This is a genomic window from Asanoa ishikariensis (assembly GCF_900107455.1).
GTDB lineage: Bacteria > Actinomycetota > Actinomycetes > Mycobacteriales > Micromonosporaceae > Asanoa > Asanoa ishikariensis.
In genome coordinates this window covers 112,397-130,147 of the sequence record NZ_FNQB01000005.1, presented here as the reverse complement: position 1 = coordinate 130,147, position 17,751 = coordinate 112,397, and the positions used below count along the sequence as shown (strand labels likewise).

The window sequence follows — 17,751 nt, the reverse complement described above, 5'->3', positions numbered from 1 at the left end:
CTGTCAGGACGGGGCCGGGCCGGTCGTCGCCCGCACGACGAGCCGCGTGGGCAGCACGACGGTGCGGTCGGCCGGGTCGGCCGGTGGGTCGAGCAACAGTTCGCCGGAGCGCCGGCCGCGGTCGGCCGCCGGCTGGTGGACGGTGGTCAGGTTCTCGGCCGCGGCCTCCGGGATGTCGTCGAAACCGACGACCGACACGTCCCGGCCGGGTTGCAGCCCGCGCGCCCGCAGGGCGTCCAGCACCCCGAGCGCGACGATGTCGCTGAGCGCCGCGATCGCGGTCGGGCGCGGCGCCCGGTCGAGCAGGTGCGCGGCCGCGGCGGCGCCGTCGTCCCGGCAGTTGCCGGGCACGTTGACGGTGGTGACCGTGGACCAGTCGACGCCGGCGGCGGCAAAAGCCGCCTGGTAGCCGCGCAGCCGCTCGCGACTCGTGTAGTAGGCGACATCGGCCGGCGACGCCAGCAGGGCCGGACCGATCGTCGGTGCGACGCTGAAGTAGTCGCCGATCACGGCGATCCGCCGGTGCCCGAGCGCCATCAGGTGCTCGCCCGCCGCCCGGGTGGCCGCCGCCTCGTCGATGCCGACGAACGCCGACTGTGGACCGTCGCTGGCCCGCCGCTGCCCACTGACCACCGGCAGCCCGCGGGCCGCGAGGGCGTCGAGCGCCGGGTGCCAGTCGGGCATGCAGTAGACGCAGAAGCCGTCGACCGCGGCCTCGTTGACCGCCGCGACCGCGGCCACGTCGTCGTCGACGGACAGCGGGAGCAGCAGCAGCCCGGTGCGGGCCTGTTCGGCCGCCTCGGCTATGCCGCGCAGGTACTGCACCGCGTACGGGTCGGTGAACGCGAACGACAGGCTGGAGGTGAACAGCATGCCGATCGCACCGGCCCGGCGCTTGCGCAGCGACCGGGCGGTCGGGTCCGGCCCGGCGTAGCCCAGCGCCGTCGCCGCGGCCAGGATGCGGTCGCGCAGGTCGGCGGAGAGCTGGTCGGGCCGGCTGTAGGCGTTGGAGACGGTGCTGCGCGACACCCCGACGGTGTCGGCCACGGTCTGAAGTGTGGGTCGCACCGCACGCCTCCTCTGCATCGATCCAGAACCCTTCTGCATCGATACAGTACGCGCGAGACATTGATCCTCATAGAGTGACGCCAGTCACAGCGTTAACAAGGGCCCCTTGTACCGCGGAAAGCGATAACAAGGGGCCCTTGCTTGCTCTTAGGCGGTGAAGGTGTACGAGCCGGCCGCGAGTTGGTAGACGGCCGCGCCGCCCGTGTAGCCCATCGCTACCGCCTGCGCGGGGGCGCTGACCGCGGCGGCCGACGACGCCGGCACGCGCACCGTCGCCGTGGTGTTCGCGGGAATCTCGACCCGCAGGGTCAGCGTGCCGCCGGTGATGGACCAGTCCGACAGCGCCCGCCCGTACGGCGTCGACAGGTCGGCCCGCCCGGAGGTGAGCCCGCCGCCGGGGCGCGGAGCGATGACCAGGCGGTGGTAGCCCGGGTCACGCGGGTCCGGGCCGACGCCGCCGACCGACCGGTACAGGAAGTCGCCGACCGAGCCGAGTCCATAGTGGTTGAACGAGTTCATCCCGGCGTCCTGGAACGAGCCGTCGGTGCGGATCCCGTCCCAGCGCTCCCAGATCGTCGTGCCGCCGCGCGCGCTCATGTAGCCCCAACCGGGATAGTCCGGCTGGAGCAGCACCTGGTACGCGGTCGCCAGGTGCCCGTTCTCGGCGAGCACCGGGAGCAGGTTCTCCACGCCCAGGAAGCCGACGGACAGGTGCCCGCTGCGGGAGGCCACCTTGGCGGCCAGCTTGTCCGCCACTGCCTGCACCCGACCAGAAGGCACGAGCCCGAACGAGAGGGCCAGCACGTACCCCGTCTGGGTGTTGCCGGAGACCGTGCCGTCCGCCGCGACGAACCGGTTGGTGAACGCGGCCGCCACCTGGTCGGCAAGGGTCCCGTAGGACGAAGCCTCGGCGGTGCGCCCGGTCGCCGCGGCCATCCGGGCCACCAGCCGCGCGCTGTAGGCGAAGTAGGCCGTCGAGATGAGGTCGTTGGCCGTGTTGTCGCCGACGTTGAGCCAGTCCCCGTACGTCGACTGGTTGCGGATCAGGTCGGCGCCCGAGGTGGCCCGGGAGTAGTCGACCCAGCGGCGCATCGCCGTGAAGTTCTCGTCGACGATCCGCAGGTCGCCGTAGCGCTGCCAGACCGTGTACGGCACGATCACGCCCGCGTCGCCCCAGCCCGCGGTGCCCGCGCCGCAGCAGACGGCCGGCGCCACGTCGGTGAACGCGCCGTCGGTGCGCTGCGCGTCGGTCAGGTCGTCGGTGAACTTGTCGAGCAGCCCGTGCACGTCCATGTTGAACGTCGAGGTGCCCACGAACGCCGCGATGTCACCGGTCCAGCCGAGCCGTTCGTCGCGCTGCGGACAGTCGGTCGGGATCGTCAGCATGTTGGACCGCTGTCCCCACAGGATGCTCCGCTGCACCTGGTTCACCAGCGCGTTCGAGGTGCTGAAGGTGCCCGTCGCGGGGCCGTTGGTCCACGCCGCGAGTCCGGTCACCGTCGACAGACTGGGCGTGCCCGGGAAGCCGGTCAGCTCGACGTAGCGATAGCCGTGCACCGTGAACCGCGGCTCGTAGACCTCGTCCGCGCCGGTGCCGGCCAGGGTGAACCGGTCGGTCGCCCGGGCCGCGCGCAGGTTCGCGGTGTAGACCGTGCCGTCCGGGTTGAGCACCTCGGCGTGCCGCATCGTCACCGTCGTTCCGGCCGGCCCGCGTACCCGCAGCCGGTTCCAGCCCGCGAAGTTCTGCCCGAGGTCGACCACCCAGACGCCCGGCTGGGGCTGGGTCACCGCCACCGCCGGCAGCGTCGCCTGCACCGCGACGCCGGGGTCGACGGAGGACACCAGGTTGGGCTTCGTGCCGGTGCGGACCGTGGCGGCCGCCCACGACGCGTCGTTGAAGCCCGGTTGGTCCCAACCGGCCTGCGTGGCGCGGGCGTCGTACTCCTCGCCGTGGAAGATGTCGTCGAACCGGATCGGGCTCGATGACGTGCGCCAGGACCCGTCGGTGCGCACGGTCGTGCTGGTGCCGTCGGTGTGCGTCACCACGAGGTCGGCCGAGTACCACGGCTGGGTGCCGTAGCGCTGGTTGCCGCCCATGCCCAGCGATCCCGAGTACCAGCCGTTGCCGAGGTAGGCGCCGATCGCGTTGTCGCCCTGGCGCACCTGCGACGTGACGTCGAGGATCCGGTACTGCACGCGGCGGTTGTAGTCCGTCCACCCTGGAGCGAGCGCCTCACCACCTACCTTCGCGCCGTTGATCCGCGTCTCGTGCAGGCCGAGCGCGGTCACCATCAGCCGGGCGCTGGCCACCGGCTTGGCCAGTGAGAAGCCCTTGCGCAGGTACGGCGCCCCGCGCACGACGGACACCTGGGCGCCCCATGGGCCGGCGCCGTACGCGGCGATCGCCCGGGCCGCCGGCCACGCCGCGTCGTTGAAGCCGGAGTTCTGCCAGCCGGCGGGTGCGGTCTGGCTGGCCTTCCAGGCGCCGTCGCTGACCACCCGGGTGGTGGCGGCCCCGGTCACCTCGAGCGCGGCGATCGCGCCGGCCGGCGAGACGGTGGTGTTCTCGGTCGCGACGGCGATGGTGTTGGTGCCGCCCGCCACGAGCCGGGCGGTGACGTCGAGGACGGCCGCGCTCTTCCACGACTCGAACACCCTCGGCGAACTGCTCACCTGGGTGCCGTTGACCCAGACGTCGGCCGTGTCGTCACCGGTGACGGTCAAGGTGCCTCGGGTGATGGCACCGGCCGGGAGGGTGAACGTGCGGCGCAGGTAGCGGATGCCGATCGGCGCGCTCGCGCCCGGATCGCCCTCCGGGTACCAGATCCAGGTGGCGCCGGACAGCGCCGGTGCGGTCGCGCTGGACCCGATGAACGCGGCCTGCCAACCAGTGGCCGGGTTGTACTGCCCGGTCTCGAACCAGCTCACCGGACCCCACGACCCTTGCCGGCCCTGGGTGTCCCAGACCCGCGCGCGCCACCAGTAGCGGGTGCGGGACGCGAGCGCGGCACCGCCGTAGGCGGCGTCGACCGAGCGGCCGGAGACCACCCGGCCGCTGTCCCAGACGTTGCCGGTGCCGCCCTGGGCCGCGGCCTCCGTCGTGGAGACGATCACCTGATAGGCGCCCTGGAGCAGTTCGGTGCCGGCCGGCGCGGTCGCCTTCCAGCCGAAACGTGGCTTCGCCGCGTCGACACCGAGAGGCGTCACCCGGCGCTCGGTGGTCGGCGCGGTGACCGCCAGCGGTGAGCCGGCGGCGACGTCCGGTCCGGTGACGCCACTCCCCCACGGTCCCGCGCCGTAGCCGGCGGAGACGAGCGCGGCGGGCCAGCTCGCGTCACTGGTCGCCGGCTCGGTCCAGTCTGGACCGACGCTGTTAGCGGCCTTCCACGCCGCGTCGGTGACGAGCTCGACGGTGCCGCCCGCGGCGACCACCCGCAGCCGGCCGATGACGCCGGCGGGTCCGGCGGCGGTGTTGCGGGCGGCGACGGCGAGCGTGTTCGCGCCGGGTCGCAGGGCGCCGGCCAGGTCGACGTAGAGCGCCTGGCGCCAGGAGTCGACCGCCTGGGCCGAGCTGGCCAGTGGCACGCCGTTGAGCCAGACGTCGACGCTGTCGTCGCCGGTCACCACGAGCTGCGCCTCACTGACCACACCGGACGGTGCGGTGAAGGTGCGACGCAGATAGCGGGTGGCGGCGGGCGCGGTGTCGGCGGGGTTGCCTTCCGGGTACCAGATCCAGTTGGCGCCGGCCAGGTTGACCGGCGCGGCCTGCGCGGGCGCGGCGCCGGCGAACAGCAGGGCCGCGACGCAGGTGAGGGTGGTGGCCGCGCCGGCGAGGCGGCGCGGTGTGGTGGTTGGCATGGATTCCTCCAAGCGATCCGGGGACGGGCGGATCGGTGCACCGACCGGCGGTGAAACGTTTCATCGACGGTCGTAACCGCCATGCTACGGATCGTCGCGACGCCTGGCAACGATGCTCATCCATGTCTTGCGGAGGTTGCCGCGAGTCGGAATCCGGTCAGCGCGCTGTTACCGTCCGCGCGGGATGCGTTACGGTCCGCCAACTCAACCCGGCCTCGCGGGCCGGGAACACACGGGGGAAGGACGCGAATTGAGGGCTAAGCGAGTTCTTGCGGCACTGGCCGTGGCCGCGTTGGCGGCGACGGTGGTCGCCGGCCCGGCGCACGCGGGCGGCCCGGGTGACCCACTGCTCGGCGACGTCAACGGCGACGGCCGCACCGACCGGGCCACCCTGGTCGACCTGGCGGACGACTGCGGCGTCGACGTCGCGCTCGGCCAGCCCGGCGGCGGATTCGGTGCCGCCACCCGCTACACCTGGCCGGACCCGTCCGAGGTCGGCTACTGCCCCGACCTGGGCGTGATCGTCGACCTCGGCGGCGACGGCACGGCCGAGCTCGTGCTGGCCTACTTCAACGGGCTGACGCCCGGGGTCGACAGCGACCTGGTCGTGCTCGAGGACTTCACGCCGACCCGCGGTTTCGACGCCATCAACCAGCCGAGCTTCATCGGCCTGGAGAACTTCAACAAGGACGACCTCGTCGACGTGTACGAGTGGACCGACCAGGGCAGCGGCATCCTCACCTGGCTCAACACGCCGTCCGGGCAGCTCGTGCCGGGTCCGGTGCGCCAGCAGGCGCTGGACTTCGGTTTCGAGTTCGCCGACTTCGACCGCAACGGCGCCACCGACCTGGTCATCGGATACACCGGCGCCTACCCGCAGGTGCCGGACACGGCGGCCGTGGTCATCCTCGACGACGGCGAGCGGGTCGTCCTGCGTGACGACGGCAGCTACTACGCCGTCGACGCGCTCGACGCCAACGGTGACAGCAAGCGCGACGTGCGCGTCGAGAGCGGGGACACCGGCGAGGTCGCGCAGTTCATCGGCAACGGGCGGGGCGCGTTCACCGAGGCACCCCACGCGGTCGACGACACGGTCCAGGTGGCCCACCGCGAGCAGAAGACGATCAGCGTGCTCGTGAACGACGCGGCCACCACCTCGGCCGCGTTGGAGATCGTCACCCCGCCGGCGTACGGCACGATCGTGCGCACCACGAGCAAGGGCTTCGTCTACCGCAACACGGTCAAGCACAACGACAGCTTCGTGTACCGGCTGACCGTCGACGGGAAGTCGCAGACCGCGACCGCCACCCTCAAGGTGAGGTAGCTCAGTCGCGGGCCGCCGCGCCCATGCGTTCGGTGTTGAGCTCTGCCGAACGCATGGCGCGCGTCGACGTGGAGATCAACCCGATGACCAGGTTCGCCAGGCCGATCGCGCCGATCACCGCCCAACTGATGTGGTATGCCCGCATGAACGCCGGCGTCTGGGCCACCTCGACCACCTGACCCGCGATGATCGACCCGATGATCGCCACGCCCAGGGTCTGGCCGAGCTGCCGCATGGTGGAGGCGATGCCCGCGGCGACGCCGGCCTGCCGGTTGGGCATTCCGGCGACCGCCGTGTTCGTGATCGCCGCGTTGGTCCAACCCAGGCCGAAGCCGATCAGGCAGTACATGAAGAACAGCCGGAAGTAGTGCGGGTCGCTGTGCGGGATCACGGTGATCACGCCGGCCACCAGGACCGAGAGGCCACCGATGACGAGCGACGGCCGTGGGCCGTAGCGGGCCACCACCCGCCCGGATACGGGACTGAACACCGCCAGCAACGCCGCCATCGGCAGGATCGCCAGGCCCGCCTCGACCGGCGAGAACGCCAGCACGTCCTGGAGGTAGAACGTGTTGAGCAGCAGGAAGCCGCCCTGCGCCGTGTACGCCAGCAGCGCGATCGCGGTGGCGCCGGAGAACGGCGGCGAGCGGAAGAAGCGCAGGTCGATCAGCGGCTCTCGCCGGCGCATCTCCCACCACACCAGCACCACGAAGGACCCGATGGCACCCAGGAAGAAGCCGAGGATCGACGGCGACATGCCCCTCATCGGCAGCTCGATGATCCCGTAGGTGAGCGACCCGACCAGCAGGACGAGCAGCACCTGGGCGAACAGGTCCAGCCGGCGGTGCTTGGCCGCCATCGACTCGCGGATGTAGCGGCCGGCCAGGATGAACGCGGTGATCGCGATCGGCACGTTGATCAGGAAGATCGCCCGCCAAGAGAACGCCTGCACCAGCACGCCACCCAGGATCGGGCCGGCGGCGACGCTCACGCCTACCGTGGCACCCCAGAAGCCGATCGCCTTGGCCCGCGCCCGCCGCTCCGTGAAGGTGTTGGTGATGATCGAGAGGGCGACCGGGTTCAGCATGCTGCCGCCGAGCCCCTGCAGGATCCGGAACGCGATCAGCCAGCCGAGGTTGGGCGCCAGCGCGCACAGCAGCGAGCCGAGCGCGAACACGGCCAGCCCCACCTGGAAGACGCGCCGCCGGCCTATCCGGTCGCCGATCGAGGCCGAGACGATCAGGAACGACGCGAGCACCAGCATGTACGAGGCCAGCGTCCACTGCGCGCCCTGGATCGACGCGTTGAAGTCCTGCTGGATCGACGGCAGCGCGACGTTGAGCGCGCTCGTGTCCAGACCGACGATGAAGATGCTGCAGCAGCAGATGGCCAGCACCAGGATTCCCCGGGCGCGCGGCGGCTGCGCGGCCTGCCTGGTCACGCGTTGCCTCGGGGGTGCCGCCATAGGGTGAAGGTTCGCCCTCGCTGAGAGGTCCAGATCCGCCCTTCAGCCTATTCCCGCAGGTCGTCGCGGTTCCGGCCGTCGCCGAAACCGCTGGCACCACTGGCCACTTCCGCCTACGGAACGAGCCGCTCCGGAAGGTTCTGCAGTGCCACGGTGCGCAGGAAGCGCTCGACCGCGGCGGTGCCCACCGACGTGAACGCGCCGGAGGCCGCCGGCCACGGACCGCCGTGCTGCATCGCATCGACCACCGCGACCCCGGTCGGCACCCCGTTGTAGATGACCCGGCCGGCCCGGTCGACCAACGCCGGCAGCAGCGCACGGACCGCGTCGTCGTCGCCCTCGCCGGCCAGCACGGTCGCGGTCAGGCTGCCCTCCAGCCGGCCGGCCAGGGTGCCGTAACCGTCCACGGCCGACTGTGCGATCACCACGGTCGGGCCGAAGTGCTCCGCCAGCAGCTCACCGTCGAGCGCCGCGCCGGCGACCCGCACGGCGAACGGGGCCGCACCACCGTCCGGCGCGGTCGCCGCACCCTCGGCCGCCGGTGCCCGGTCCCGCCAGGCGGCGTGTTCGGCGGCCATCGCCGGGGTCAGCATGCGGTCGAACACCGGCGTCCCGGCGACCTCGGCGGCGAGCCGGTCGGCGAACGCGGCGCCGGCCGCGTCGTCGGGCACCACGACCAGGCCCGGCTTGGTGCAGAGCTGCCCGGCCGAGCCGGTCACCGCGGCGGCCAGCGTCGCCGGCCAGCGCTCGTCGCCCAGCGCGGAGGGGAAGACGAACACCGGGTTGAGCGCGCCCATCTCGGCGTAGACCGGGATCGGGTCGGGACGTGCGGCGGCCGCGTCCATAAGCGCGCGGCCACCGCCCGCGGAGCCGGTGAAGCCGACCGCGCGGATCTCCGGTGCGCGGACCAACGCGAGCGAGACGTCGGCGCCGCCCTCTACGACCCGGAAGGCGTCGCCGAGCGCGGGCTTGACCGCGGCCTCGACCAGCCGCGCGGTCTCCGGCTGGGCCGGGTGGGCCTTGGCGACCACCGGGCAACCCGCGGCGAGCGCCGACGCGCTGTCGCCGCCGAGCACACCGAAGGCCAGCGGGAAGTTGGAGGCGGCGAAGACCGCGACCGGACCGATCGGCACCCGCACCGAGACGATGTCGCCGCCACCGGGTGCGGCGCCGGCCGAGCGGACCACCGGGCGGTCCCGGCCGTCGGCGACGAAGTCACCGAGCAGGCGGAGCTGGCCGGTCGTGCGGGCCAGCTCGCCCTCGATCCGCGGCCGGGGCAGGCCGGTCTCGGCCATCGCCGTCTCGATGATCGGCCCGGCGGCGGCCGTGAGGGCGTCGGCGGCCGCGTGCAGGGCGTCCCGTCGCCGGGCGCCGGACCAGGTGGCCAGCTCACGCGCGGCGACCGCGGCCGCGGCGGTGCTGCTTTCGACAGACACGGTGCCTCCGTAGTGTTCCGAGGGTGACAGCGGCGACGCTACCCAAGACCAACCTGCATCTGCATCTCACGGGCGCCATGCGCCCGAGCACGCTGGCCGAGCTGGCGGCCCGCGCCGGCCTTCCGTTGCCGCCGCCGTTCGTCGCCGGCACGGTCCACGAATGGGCCGCCTTCCAGGAGCGATACGACCTGGCCCGCGCCACGATCCGCGGCCCCGAGGACATCGAGCGGGTGGTGGTCGAGGCCGCCGAGGACGACGCGGCCTGCGGCGCGCGCTGGGTGGAGCTCCAGGTCGACCCGACGTCGTACGCCGTGGTGGCGGGCAGCCTGCACGGCGCGGTCGAGGCGGCCCTGGCCGGCGCCGCCCGCGCCCCGATCCCGGTCGGCATCGTGGTGGCCGCGAGTTGGGCGGCGGGGCCGGAGCACGCCCTGCGACTGGCCAAGCTGGCCGCGGCGTACGCGGACCGGGGTGTCGTCGGTTTCGGACTGTCCAACGACGAGCGCCTGGGCAGCGTGGCGGACCTGGCGCCGGCCTGCCGGCTGGCCGCCGAGGCCGGGCTGCTGGTGGTGCCGCACGGCGGGTTCTACACCCCGGCGTCGCACGTCGCCGACTGCGTCACGGTGCTCGGTGCCCACCGGATCGGCCACGGCCTGGCCGCGATGCACGACCCCGCCACCCGCGACCTGCTCGCCGAACGCGGCGTCGCCCTGGAGGTCTGCCCGACGTCCTATCCCCCACTGGGCGTCGCGGCGATCACAGAGCTACCGATCCGCGAGCTCCGAGCGGCCGGCGTCCCGGTCGCCCTGGGCACCGACGACCCGCTGCTGTTCGGCGGAGACCTGACCACCCAGTACGCGCTGGTCACCAGCGACCCGGCCGAACAGGCCGACCTGGCCCGCTGCTCCATCACCGCGAGCGCCGCGCCCGCTGCGCTCAAGGAAGTCCTCCTGAGGTGACTTCTTAAGCTCTCGCCCACTCGGCCTTGACGGCGAACATGTCGGCCGTCTTCGTCGGGTCGGTGTCGACCAGATCGCCAAGGGTTCGGTCGATCTCGGTCAGCAGGTCGGGGGTCAGCCGGACACCTGCGGCGGCGGCGTTCTCGGTGACCTGCTCCGGCCGGGTGGCGCCGATGATGGCAGCGCTAACGCCGTCGGTGGCCAGGGTCCAGGCGATCGCGAGCTGGGCCATCGTGACGCCCGCCTCGTCGGCCAACGGCCGCAGCCGCTGGACCCGGTCGAGCACGGCGTCACCGAGCACCCGCCCGATGAAGCGCGGTGCGCGGCCGAAGCCCGCGCCCCGGGAGCCGACCGGCGGCGCGGCGCCCGGCTGGTACTTGCCGGTCAGCACGCCCTGCGCCAACGGCTGGAAGACGATCTGGCCGATGCCTTCGCGCCGGCACAGCGGCAGCACCTCGGGCTCGATCACCCGCCAGAGCATGTTGTACTGCGGCTGGTTGGACACGATGCGGCGGGCCAGGCCCCACTCGTCGGCGAGTGCCAGCGCTTCGGCGATCTGCGCCGCGGTCCACTCGGATACGCCGACGTAGCGCACCTTGCCCGCCCGGACCAGGTCGTCGAAGGCGACCAGCGTCTCCTCCAGCGGCGTCCTCGGATCGAACCGGTGCGCCTGGTAGAGGTCGATGTGGTCGGTGCCCAGCCGGCGCAGCGACGCGTGGCACGACTCGAGGACGTGCTTGCGGGACAGGCCGCGGTCGTTCGGGCCGTCGCCGGTGGGCAGGCAGACCTTGGTCGCCAACTCCACGGAGTCCCGGCGTACGCCCCGGAGCGCCTCGCCCAGCACCTGCTCGGCCGCGCCCAGCGCGTACACGTCGGCGGTGTCGAAGGTGGTGATGCCGGCGTCCAACGCCGCCCGCACGCATGCGGTCGCGGTCGCGCGGTCGACGGTCTCGCCGTGTGTCAACCAGTTGCCGTAGACGACTTCGCTGACCCACAGACCGGACCGGCCGAGCGCACGATGCTCCATGTGATCAATCTAGCGCTGGTGCGATGGTCGCCCCCCAAGCGAGCAGGCGCTCGTCGGCGCCGCGCGCTCCGACCAGCTGCATGCCCCAGGGCAGTCCTTGTGCGTCGTGGCCCGCGGGAACGCTCAGGGCAGGCGCCCCGAGCACGCTGAACGGCACCGACATGGCGGCGTGGCCGGTGCTGTCGAGTCCGCGCGGTGCGGTGCCGGGTGCGGCCGGGGTGACCCAGACGTCCACGTCGGCGTCGTCGAAGGCCGCGACGAACTCGCGCCGCCAGCGCGTCGCTTCGGCGTAGTCGTCGAGCGTGACCGCCAACCCTTGGCGGACCGCGGCCGCGGTCTGCGGGCGGTAGCGGTCGCCGTATTCAGGGAACCAGGCCGCGTGGGTGCGGGCGAGCTCGAACCGGTTGAGCGCCACGCATCGCGCCGCATTGTCTTCCACATCGGACAGGAAGTCGGTGGTACGCACGACGAAACCCGCCTCCCGCAACGCCGTCAGCCGCTCCTCGAACGCCGCCCGCGCCGCCGCGCCGGCCCGTGCGAGATAGACCGGGGACGGCACACCTAGCACCGGTGCGCGGTCGGGCACCATCGGCGTCCACGATGGACACGCGAAGGCGGCCATCCGCGTGGCGCTCGCCACGTCGGCGGTGAACCAGCCGACCGTGTCCAGCGACGGCGAGTGCGGCACCATTCCGTCCGCCGGGACCCGGCCGTGGGTGGGGCGGAAGCCGACCACGCCGCAGAACGCGGCCGGACGGACCACCGAGCCGAGGGTCTGCGAGCCGAGCGCGACCGGCACCATCCCGGCCGCGACGGCCGCGGCAGAGCCGCTGCTGGACCCGCCGGGTGTGTGCGTCGGGTCGTGCGGGTTGCGGGTCGGCCCGGGCGCCGCGCTGGCGAACTCAGCCGTCACGGTCTTGCCGGCGACCACGAAGCCGGCCGCTCGCAGGCGGGTCACCAGGGACGCCTCCGGGCCGTCGAACAGCTCGGGCGGCAGCGCCGAGCCGGCCCGGGTGGGGAACCCGTCGACCCGGAAGATGTCCTTGACCCCGAGCGGGACTCCCGCATCGCTCAGGCGCGCCCGGCGGTCGGGCTCGGGCAGGAACGCGTGGAGCACGGGGTCGACCGCGTCGATCCTGTCCAGCCACGCGGAGAGGGGCTGGGGGTCGGCCAGCGACCGGGGCCTGACCAGGTCGAGAGGTGCCATCGGGCACCAAACTACGCGAGCGGCCCGACGCCGGGCCGGTCCGGGGGTACGTTCGGAACATGGCCGACGACAGCGTCCCGCGCCCGACCCAGGCCGCCGGACTGCGCGAGTTCTGGGCAGGCCTCGGCACCTTCCGCCGGGCCGGCGTGGTCACCCTGGCCGCGTTCGAGGTCGTCTGCACGACCGCCGCCGCGCTCGACCTGATGCGCCGTCCGCAGCACCTGGTGCGCGGGCCCAAGGCGCTCTGGTGGCCGGCGATCTTCGTGCAGCCGGTCGGCTCGGTCGCCTACCTGACCTGGGGCCGCCGCCTGCGCACGAGCTCCGACGTCACGCCCTGAGGACGGCCAGCAGCTCGGCCAGCCCGCCCTCGCGGGTCACCGCACCACCCACGCCCAACGCGTCCGCGCCTGCCGCGAGGAAGTCGCGGGCGTTGTGCGCCCCGATCCCGCCCGTGGCGACGAACCGCACGTCGGGGAACGGCCCGCGCATCTCCCGCAGCCAACCCGCGCCGAGCGAGCCGGCCGGGAACGCCTTCAGCCAGTCGCAGCCGGCTTTCCGCGCGTGGTGCACCTCCGACGGGGTGGCCACGCCCGGGAGGTGCGGCAGGCCGGCGGCGGCGCTCGCGGCGACCACGTCGAGGTCGAGCCCGGGCGCCACGGTGAACACCGCGCCGGCGTCGGCCGCCAGCCTCACCTGCTCGACGGTCACTACCGTGCCGGCACCGACCACGGCGCCACGCGCGGCCGCGGCCGACGCCACCGCCCGCAGGCACCGGGCGGCCTCGGGGGTCTGGATCGGCACCTCGACCGCGCCGAGGCCGCTGTCCCACACGGTCTCGGCGAGCGCTACCGCGCGCTCGATCGGCACGTTGCGGAGGATGGCCATCAGGGGTTTGCCGCGGAGCAGCGTCGCGAAGTCGGTCATCGGAATGGCAAGGTAGCCCGCATGCCCCCACCGGTCAACCGCAGCCCCGCCGCACCGGACATCGTCGGCCTGGGTGAGGCGATGGTGCTCGTCCAGCCGGTCGGCGGCGCGCCCCTGGACGCTTGTGCGATGGCCTCGGTGCACGTCGCCGGGGCCGAGCTCAACCTGCTCGCGGCCGCCGCACGGGCCGGCGCCCGGGCGGCGTTCTGCAGCAGGGTCGGTGCCGACCCGTTCGGCCGGCGGGTGCTCGCCGCCGCCACGGCGCTCGACGTCGACACCGACCTCGTGGCCACCGCCGACGACTTCCCGACCGGTGTGTTCTTCAAGGAGGTACGCCCCGACGGCGCGCGCCGGGTGCACTACTACCGGGCCGGCTCGGCGGCGTCCACGATGGACGAAGGCGACGCCGACCGGGCTCTGGCCGCGACGCCACGGCTGGTCGCCGTCTCCGGGCTGACGGCGGCGCTCGGGGAGGGTCCGGAGCGCGCGGTGGTGCGGCTGGCCAGGCAGGCACACGCCCGGGGTGTCGCGGTCGCGCTCGACCCCAACCTGCGGCCCGGGCTGCGGCCGGTCGGCGAGACGCTGGTCGGGCTGCTGCCGTACACGGCCTATCTGGTGCTGGGTCGCGACGAGGCGCCGGCGCTGTTCGGCACCGACGACCCGGCCGAGGTGTTCGCCCTGGCCCGCGCCGCCGGCGTCGGCGAGGTCGTGCTCAAGGCCGGCGCCGACGGCTGTTTCTACGCGACGGACGACGGCCCGGTGCACCTGCCCACGGCGGCGGTGCGGGTGGTCGACCCGGTGGGTGCGGGCGACGCGTTCGCCGGCGCCTACCTGGCGGCCCGGCTGGCCGGCATCGACACTCGCGGCGCCGCCTGGCTGGGCAGTCAGTTCGCCGCGGGCGTGGTGGCCACCCCGGGCGACAACGAGGGCCTGCCGGACGCCGCCCGGGCCCGCGCGCTGGTCAGCTCAGCTGGGAGCGCAGCTTCTCGGCGGTGACGCGCGGGTCGTAGCCCGGCGGGACGCCGTCGAACAGGATCGTGTCGCCGTCGATGTGCGCGAGGCGCAGGGGCAGGATCTCCCGGTAGGCGGGCGAGGCGTACCAGGCGCGCGCGGCGTCGGCGTCCGGGAACTCCAGCAGCACGACCGAGCCCGGCCACTCCCCTTCGTACACCTCGACCTTTGGTCCGTGCGCGAGGAATCGGCCGCCGAACGGATCCATCGTGTCCTGGATCCGGGTGATGTAGTCGACGATGTCGGCGTTGGTGGTCGGGTTCTTGAGATGAGCGAGGGCGTACGCGGTCATGACCGCATCATCCCCCGCCGGCGGCCAGCAGGTCGCCCAGGGGCGTGCGGTGGTAGAGCACCGAGCGCCCGGAGCGGGCGGCGTCCAGCAGTCCGGCCCGGCGCAGCGCGCGCAGGTGGTCGCCGGCCGAGCCGATCGGCAGGGCCAGCGACCGGGCAAGCTGCGTGGTGCTGGCCGGTTCGCGCAGCGCGACCAGGATCCGCGCCCGCGTCCGGCCGATGAGCTCCTCCAGGGCGGCCGACGGCGGCGCCGGCTTGGCACCCCACCACTGCGCGACTCCGCGCGCCGGGTAGATGATGGCGCGCTCCCACGGGTCGTCGGAGTGTGCGGCGATGCTGGGCCAGATGAACACCGACGGGATGAACGTCATCCCCCGGCCGCCGACCACGACATCGCGGTCCAGGATGCGACTCACCTCGATGCGGCCGTCCCGCCAGCGCACGCGGGAGTGCAGCCCGTCGAGCGCCGCCGCCCAGCCGTGCCGGGCCAGCAGGCCGGAGCGGTAGACGATGTCGCGCTCGCAGATCGCCCGAAGCTGGAGCCAGTCGGCGGCGAGCAGGGCGTCCCAGGCACGGCGCAGGCCATCGGCCAGCAGCGGCGCGACGTCCGGCGAGGCGAGGACCTCCCGGGCGTCCGGGTCCTCCGCCGGCCGGGCGGCCAGACACACCGCGATCTCGGCGCGGGCGACGGCCAGCGGCACCGACCGCACCACCTCGAGGTCGTCCTCGATGGTCTGCAGCCCCGCTCGGGTCGGCGGCGGCGCGACGAAGTCGGCGCCGCCGTGCGGGTGGTGCAGCGCGAGCAGGGCCCGCATGGCCGGGTCGGTGCGGCGGAGGTGCTCGAACGCGGGGCGCAGCCGGACGGCTGGGCCGGGCGTGCGGGGGCCGTGCCGGTCCGTGCCGTCGAAGTAGCGGAGCAGGTTCTCCAGCTCGAAGCTCGGCGACAGCGCGAACCGGCTGTGCAGCAGGTCAGCCTGGTCGACGAGGTAGCGGAGCATACCTTGACGTTACGGCCAGAACCGTAACGTTGGCCACCGGGGCAGCGCCTCCCGCAGGCTGCGGCAGTGAGCACACAGTCCGCCACCTACCGCGAGGTCTTCGCGGTGCCGGCCTTCCGGGTCCTGTTCGCCAGCCGCTCGATCGCGATCGCCGCCGACGCACTGCGCATCGTCGCGCTCTCGGTGCTGGTGTTCGCGGCGACCGGCTCACCTCTGCTGTCCGCGATCACCTTCGCCATCGGCTTCCTGCCGCAGGTGCTCGGCGGAGCGCTGTTCGGCTCGCTGGCCGACCGGCTCCGGCCCCGGCCGCTGATCGTGGCGGGCTACGGCGCGGAGTGCGTGGCCGCCCTGACCCTGGCGCTGGTCCCGCTGCCGACCTGGGCCAGGCTGGCGCTGGTGGCCGTCGTCGCCATCGGCACTCCGGTGTTCAACGGAGCCTCCGGCCGGCTGGTCGCCGACGTGCTGACCGGCGACGCGTACGTGTTGGGACGCTCGCTGAGCAGCATGGCGTCCGGCGGCGCGCAGTTGCTCGGGCTCGCGGCCGGCGGCGTCGCGATCGCCGCGCTCGGCGCGCAGCGGGCACTGCTGCTCACCGCCGCCTGCCACCTCGTCGCCGCGCTGATCGTCCGGTTCGGGTTGGCCGACCTGCCCGCGGTGCCGGCCGCGGCCGACGGCGGCGCGGTGCGGCAGAGTTGGGCGAGCAACACCACGCTGCTGGCCGACCCGTGGGTCCGGCAGTTGCTGCTGCTGCAGTGGCTGCCCTCGGCGTTCGTGGTCGGGGCCGAGGCGCTGATGGTCGCGTACGCGTCGACGCGGGGCTTCCCCGCCAGCGCGGTCGGGCTGCTGATGGCGTGCTCGCCCCTGGGCATGCTGGTCGGCCATCTCGTGGTCGGCCGGCTGGTGCCGCCGGACACCCGGGTCCGGCTCGTGGCGCCGCTGGTGCTGCTGCTCGGGCTGCCACCCGTGGCGTTCGCCTTCGACCCACCGCTGCTGGTCTGCTCAGTGCTGATGGTGGCCAGCGGGGCGGGGTTCGCGTACTCGCTCGGCGTGCAGCGGGCGTTCGTCGACGCGGTGCCGGAACGCGGGCGGGGCCAGGCCTTCGGCCTGCTCTCCACCGGCCTGATGACGCTGCAAGGCGTGGGACCGGCGGTGTTCGGCGCGCTGGCCTCACTGACGGCACCGCGCTGGGCGGTCGCCCTGGCCGGTGTGACCACGGTCACGACCGTGCTTCTGGTGCCCAAGAGCCGATTCCTTCTCGACCCCGGTGCGGTCAACACCGGCAGAGGGAAGGAGAGCCACGATGGCCAGCACACAGTCGAGCGCCGTGGAGCGCATGTACCGGACGTGGACCCGGGACCGCTTGAACCCGCCGCCGGAGCCGGAGCCACGGGAGACCGACGACCACTGGGGTGACCTGACGGCGGAGCCGCGCGGGGTGGACTACGTCGAGGTGGACCACGGGCTGCGGCTCGTGCCGCACGGGACCGACGGGGGCCGCGCCGCGCTGCTCTGCCTGCACGGCGGCGGCTTCGTCAGCGGGTCGGTCTTCACCCACCGCAAGCTGTACGGGCATCTCGCCAAGGCGGTCGGCGTGCCGGCGCTGATCGCGCACCAACGGCACACCCCTGAACACCCGTACCCCGCACAGCTCGACGACGCGCTGGCCGCGTACGCCGATCTGGTCTCCCAGGGTTTCGATCGGCTCGTCCTGGTGGGCGACTCGGCCGGTGGCGGTCTCGCCGTGACCGCCGCCCGGGCCGCCCGCGCCCGGAGCCTGCCCGCGCCGGCCGCGCTGCTGCTCATCTCGCCGTGGGTGGACATGGCGGTCAGCGGCGACAGCTTCGACATCAACGCCGAACGCGACGGGTTCTTCTACCGGGACGTGGTGCGGGAGTTGGCCGCGATGTACCTGGCCGGGCGCGACCCGCACGACCCCGGGGCCAACCCGCTCCATGCCGACCTGACCGGGCTGCCGCCGATGTTCATCCAGGTGGGTGCCGACGAGACGCTGCTCGACGAGAGCCGGATGCTGGAGAAGCGCGCCCGCGACTTCGGCGTGGAGGTGCGCCGGGACGTGTTCGAGGAGCAGCAGCACACCTTCCAGATGGCCGCCGGGCGCGCGCCGGAGGCGGATGACGCGATCCGGCGGTTCGCCGACTGGGTACGACCGAGACTGGAGCGGTGAG

At 73.5% G+C, this 17,751-nt stretch carries 15 protein-coding genes; 6 read left to right on the top strand and 9 right to left on the bottom strand.

Annotated features, from left to right (window positions below; translation table 11 throughout):
• Positions 1-3 precede the first annotated feature (3 nt).
• On the bottom strand, positions 4-1,068 hold the full coding sequence (locus BLV39_RS37520) for a LacI family DNA-binding transcriptional regulator (RefSeq protein WP_176985288.1): 1,065 nt from the start codon (positions 1,066-1,068) through the stop codon (positions 4-6).
• 147 nt (positions 1,069-1,215) lie between these two features.
• Positions 1,216-4,926: an alpha-L-rhamnosidase gene (locus tag BLV39_RS37515; RefSeq protein ID WP_090803184.1), complete on the bottom strand. Its 3,711-nt coding sequence runs from the start codon at positions 4,924-4,926 to the stop codon at positions 1,216-1,218.
• Between the two features lie 250 nt (positions 4,927-5,176).
• Here BLV39_RS37515 and BLV39_RS37510 point away from each other — a divergent pair, with 250 nt between their 5' ends.
• Positions 5,177-6,250, top strand: coding sequence for an Ig-like domain-containing protein (locus BLV39_RS37510; protein WP_143050060.1), 1,074 nt, complete (start codon positions 5,177-5,179; stop codon positions 6,248-6,250).
• A 1-nt stretch (position 6,251) separates the two neighbouring features.
• Here BLV39_RS37510 and BLV39_RS37505 read toward each other — a convergent pair whose 3' ends face one another.
• A complete protein-coding gene (locus BLV39_RS37505; RefSeq protein ID WP_090803179.1) occupies positions 6,252-7,715 on the bottom strand; it encodes an MFS transporter in 1,464 nt (487 codons plus the stop codon).
• Positions 7,716-7,828: 113 nt separating this feature from the next.
• On the bottom strand, positions 7,829-9,151 hold the full coding sequence (locus tag BLV39_RS37500; RefSeq protein WP_090803176.1) for an aldehyde dehydrogenase family protein: 1,323 nt from the start codon (positions 9,149-9,151) through the stop codon (positions 7,829-7,831).
• 23 nt (positions 9,152-9,174) lie between these two features.
• Here BLV39_RS37500 and add point away from each other — a divergent pair, with 23 nt between their 5' ends.
• Positions 9,175-10,107: an adenosine deaminase gene (gene add / locus BLV39_RS37495; protein ID WP_239084020.1), complete on the top strand. Its 933-nt coding sequence runs from the start codon at positions 9,175-9,177 to the stop codon at positions 10,105-10,107.
• Between the two features lie 4 nt (positions 10,108-10,111).
• On the opposite strand, the gene BLV39_RS37490 is transcribed toward add, so the two are convergent.
• Positions 10,112-11,134 (bottom strand): aldo/keto reductase family protein, encoded by a 1,023-nt coding sequence (locus BLV39_RS37490; RefSeq protein ID WP_090803173.1) that lies wholly within the window; start codon positions 11,132-11,134, stop codon positions 10,112-10,114.
• A gap of 4 nt (positions 11,135-11,138) precedes the next feature.
• Positions 11,139-12,341 (bottom strand): amidase, encoded by a 1,203-nt coding sequence (locus BLV39_RS37485; RefSeq protein ID WP_090803170.1) that lies wholly within the window; start codon positions 12,339-12,341, stop codon positions 11,139-11,141.
• A gap of 59 nt (positions 12,342-12,400) precedes the next feature.
• Between BLV39_RS37485 and BLV39_RS37480 the strand changes: the two genes are divergently transcribed.
• Positions 12,401-12,679, top strand: a complete 279-nt coding sequence (locus BLV39_RS37480) for a hypothetical protein (protein WP_239084019.1) — start codon at positions 12,401-12,403, stop codon at positions 12,677-12,679.
• Here BLV39_RS37480 and BLV39_RS37475 read toward each other — a convergent pair.
• On the bottom strand, positions 12,669-13,265 hold the full coding sequence (locus BLV39_RS37475) for a bifunctional 4-hydroxy-2-oxoglutarate aldolase/2-dehydro-3-deoxy-phosphogluconate aldolase (RefSeq protein WP_090803167.1): 597 nt from the start codon (positions 13,263-13,265) through the stop codon (positions 12,669-12,671). The two genes, BLV39_RS37480 and BLV39_RS37475, sit on opposite strands and share 11 nt — an antisense overlap.
• 21 nt (positions 13,266-13,286) lie before the next feature.
• On the opposite strand from BLV39_RS37475, the gene BLV39_RS37470 reads away from it, so the two are divergent.
• Positions 13,287-14,261 carry a sugar kinase gene (locus BLV39_RS37470; RefSeq protein ID WP_090803164.1) on the top strand — a complete coding sequence of 325 codons (975 nt, stop codon included), beginning with the start codon at positions 13,287-13,289 and terminating at the stop codon, positions 14,259-14,261.
• On the opposite strand, the gene BLV39_RS37465 is transcribed toward BLV39_RS37470, so the two are convergent.
• Positions 14,227-14,568, bottom strand: a complete 342-nt coding sequence (locus tag BLV39_RS37465; RefSeq protein WP_090803162.1) for a DUF1330 domain-containing protein — start codon at positions 14,566-14,568, stop codon at positions 14,227-14,229. The genes BLV39_RS37470 and BLV39_RS37465 overlap by 35 nt on opposite strands.
• Before the next feature lie 7 nt (positions 14,569-14,575).
• Positions 14,576-15,565, bottom strand: coding sequence for a DUF5937 family protein (locus BLV39_RS37460; protein ID WP_090803159.1), 990 nt, complete (start codon positions 15,563-15,565; stop codon positions 14,576-14,578).
• A 66-nt stretch (positions 15,566-15,631) separates the two neighbouring features.
• Here BLV39_RS37460 and BLV39_RS37455 point away from each other — a divergent pair, with 66 nt between their 5' ends.
• Entirely contained in the window at positions 15,632-16,978 is a 1,347-nt protein-coding gene (locus BLV39_RS37455; protein WP_090803156.1) for an MFS transporter, read from the top strand.
• Positions 16,926-17,750 carry an alpha/beta hydrolase gene (locus BLV39_RS37450; RefSeq protein WP_204082960.1) on the top strand — a complete coding sequence of 275 codons (825 nt, stop codon included), beginning with the start codon at positions 16,926-16,928 and terminating at the stop codon, positions 17,748-17,750. The genes BLV39_RS37455 and BLV39_RS37450 overlap by 53 nt, the downstream gene beginning before the upstream one ends.
• Position 17,751 lies beyond the last annotated feature (1 nt).

Excerpts from the sequence above, each read along its gene's own strand:
- BLV39_RS37475 (WP_090803167.1), bottom strand. The coding sequence starts at position 13,265 with ATGACCGACTTCGCGACGCTGCTCCGCGGCAAACCCCTGATGGCCATC.
- BLV39_RS37470 (WP_090803164.1), top strand. The coding sequence starts at position 13,287 with ATGCCCCCACCGGTCAACCGCAGCCCCGCCGCACCGGACATCGTCGGC.
- BLV39_RS37515 (WP_090803184.1), bottom strand. The coding sequence starts at position 4,926 with ATGCCAACCACCACACCGCGCCGCCTCGCCGGCGCGGCCACCACCCTC.
- BLV39_RS37465 (WP_090803162.1), bottom strand. The coding sequence starts at position 14,568 with ATGACCGCGTACGCCCTCGCTCATCTCAAGAACCCGACCACCAACGCC.
- BLV39_RS37460 (WP_090803159.1), bottom strand. The coding sequence starts at position 15,565 with ATGCTCCGCTACCTCGTCGACCAGGCTGACCTGCTGCACAGCCGGTTC.
- BLV39_RS37485 (WP_090803170.1), bottom strand. The coding sequence starts at position 12,341 with ATGGCACCTCTCGACCTGGTCAGGCCCCGGTCGCTGGCCGACCCCCAG.
- BLV39_RS37505 (WP_090803179.1), bottom strand. The coding sequence starts at position 7,715 with ATGGCGGCACCCCCGAGGCAACGCGTGACCAGGCAGGCCGCGCAGCCG.
- BLV39_RS37480 (WP_239084019.1), top strand. The coding sequence starts at position 12,401 with ATGGCCGACGACAGCGTCCCGCGCCCGACCCAGGCCGCCGGACTGCGC.
- BLV39_RS37490 (WP_090803173.1), bottom strand. The coding sequence starts at position 11,134 with ATGGAGCATCGTGCGCTCGGCCGGTCCGGTCTGTGGGTCAGCGAAGTC.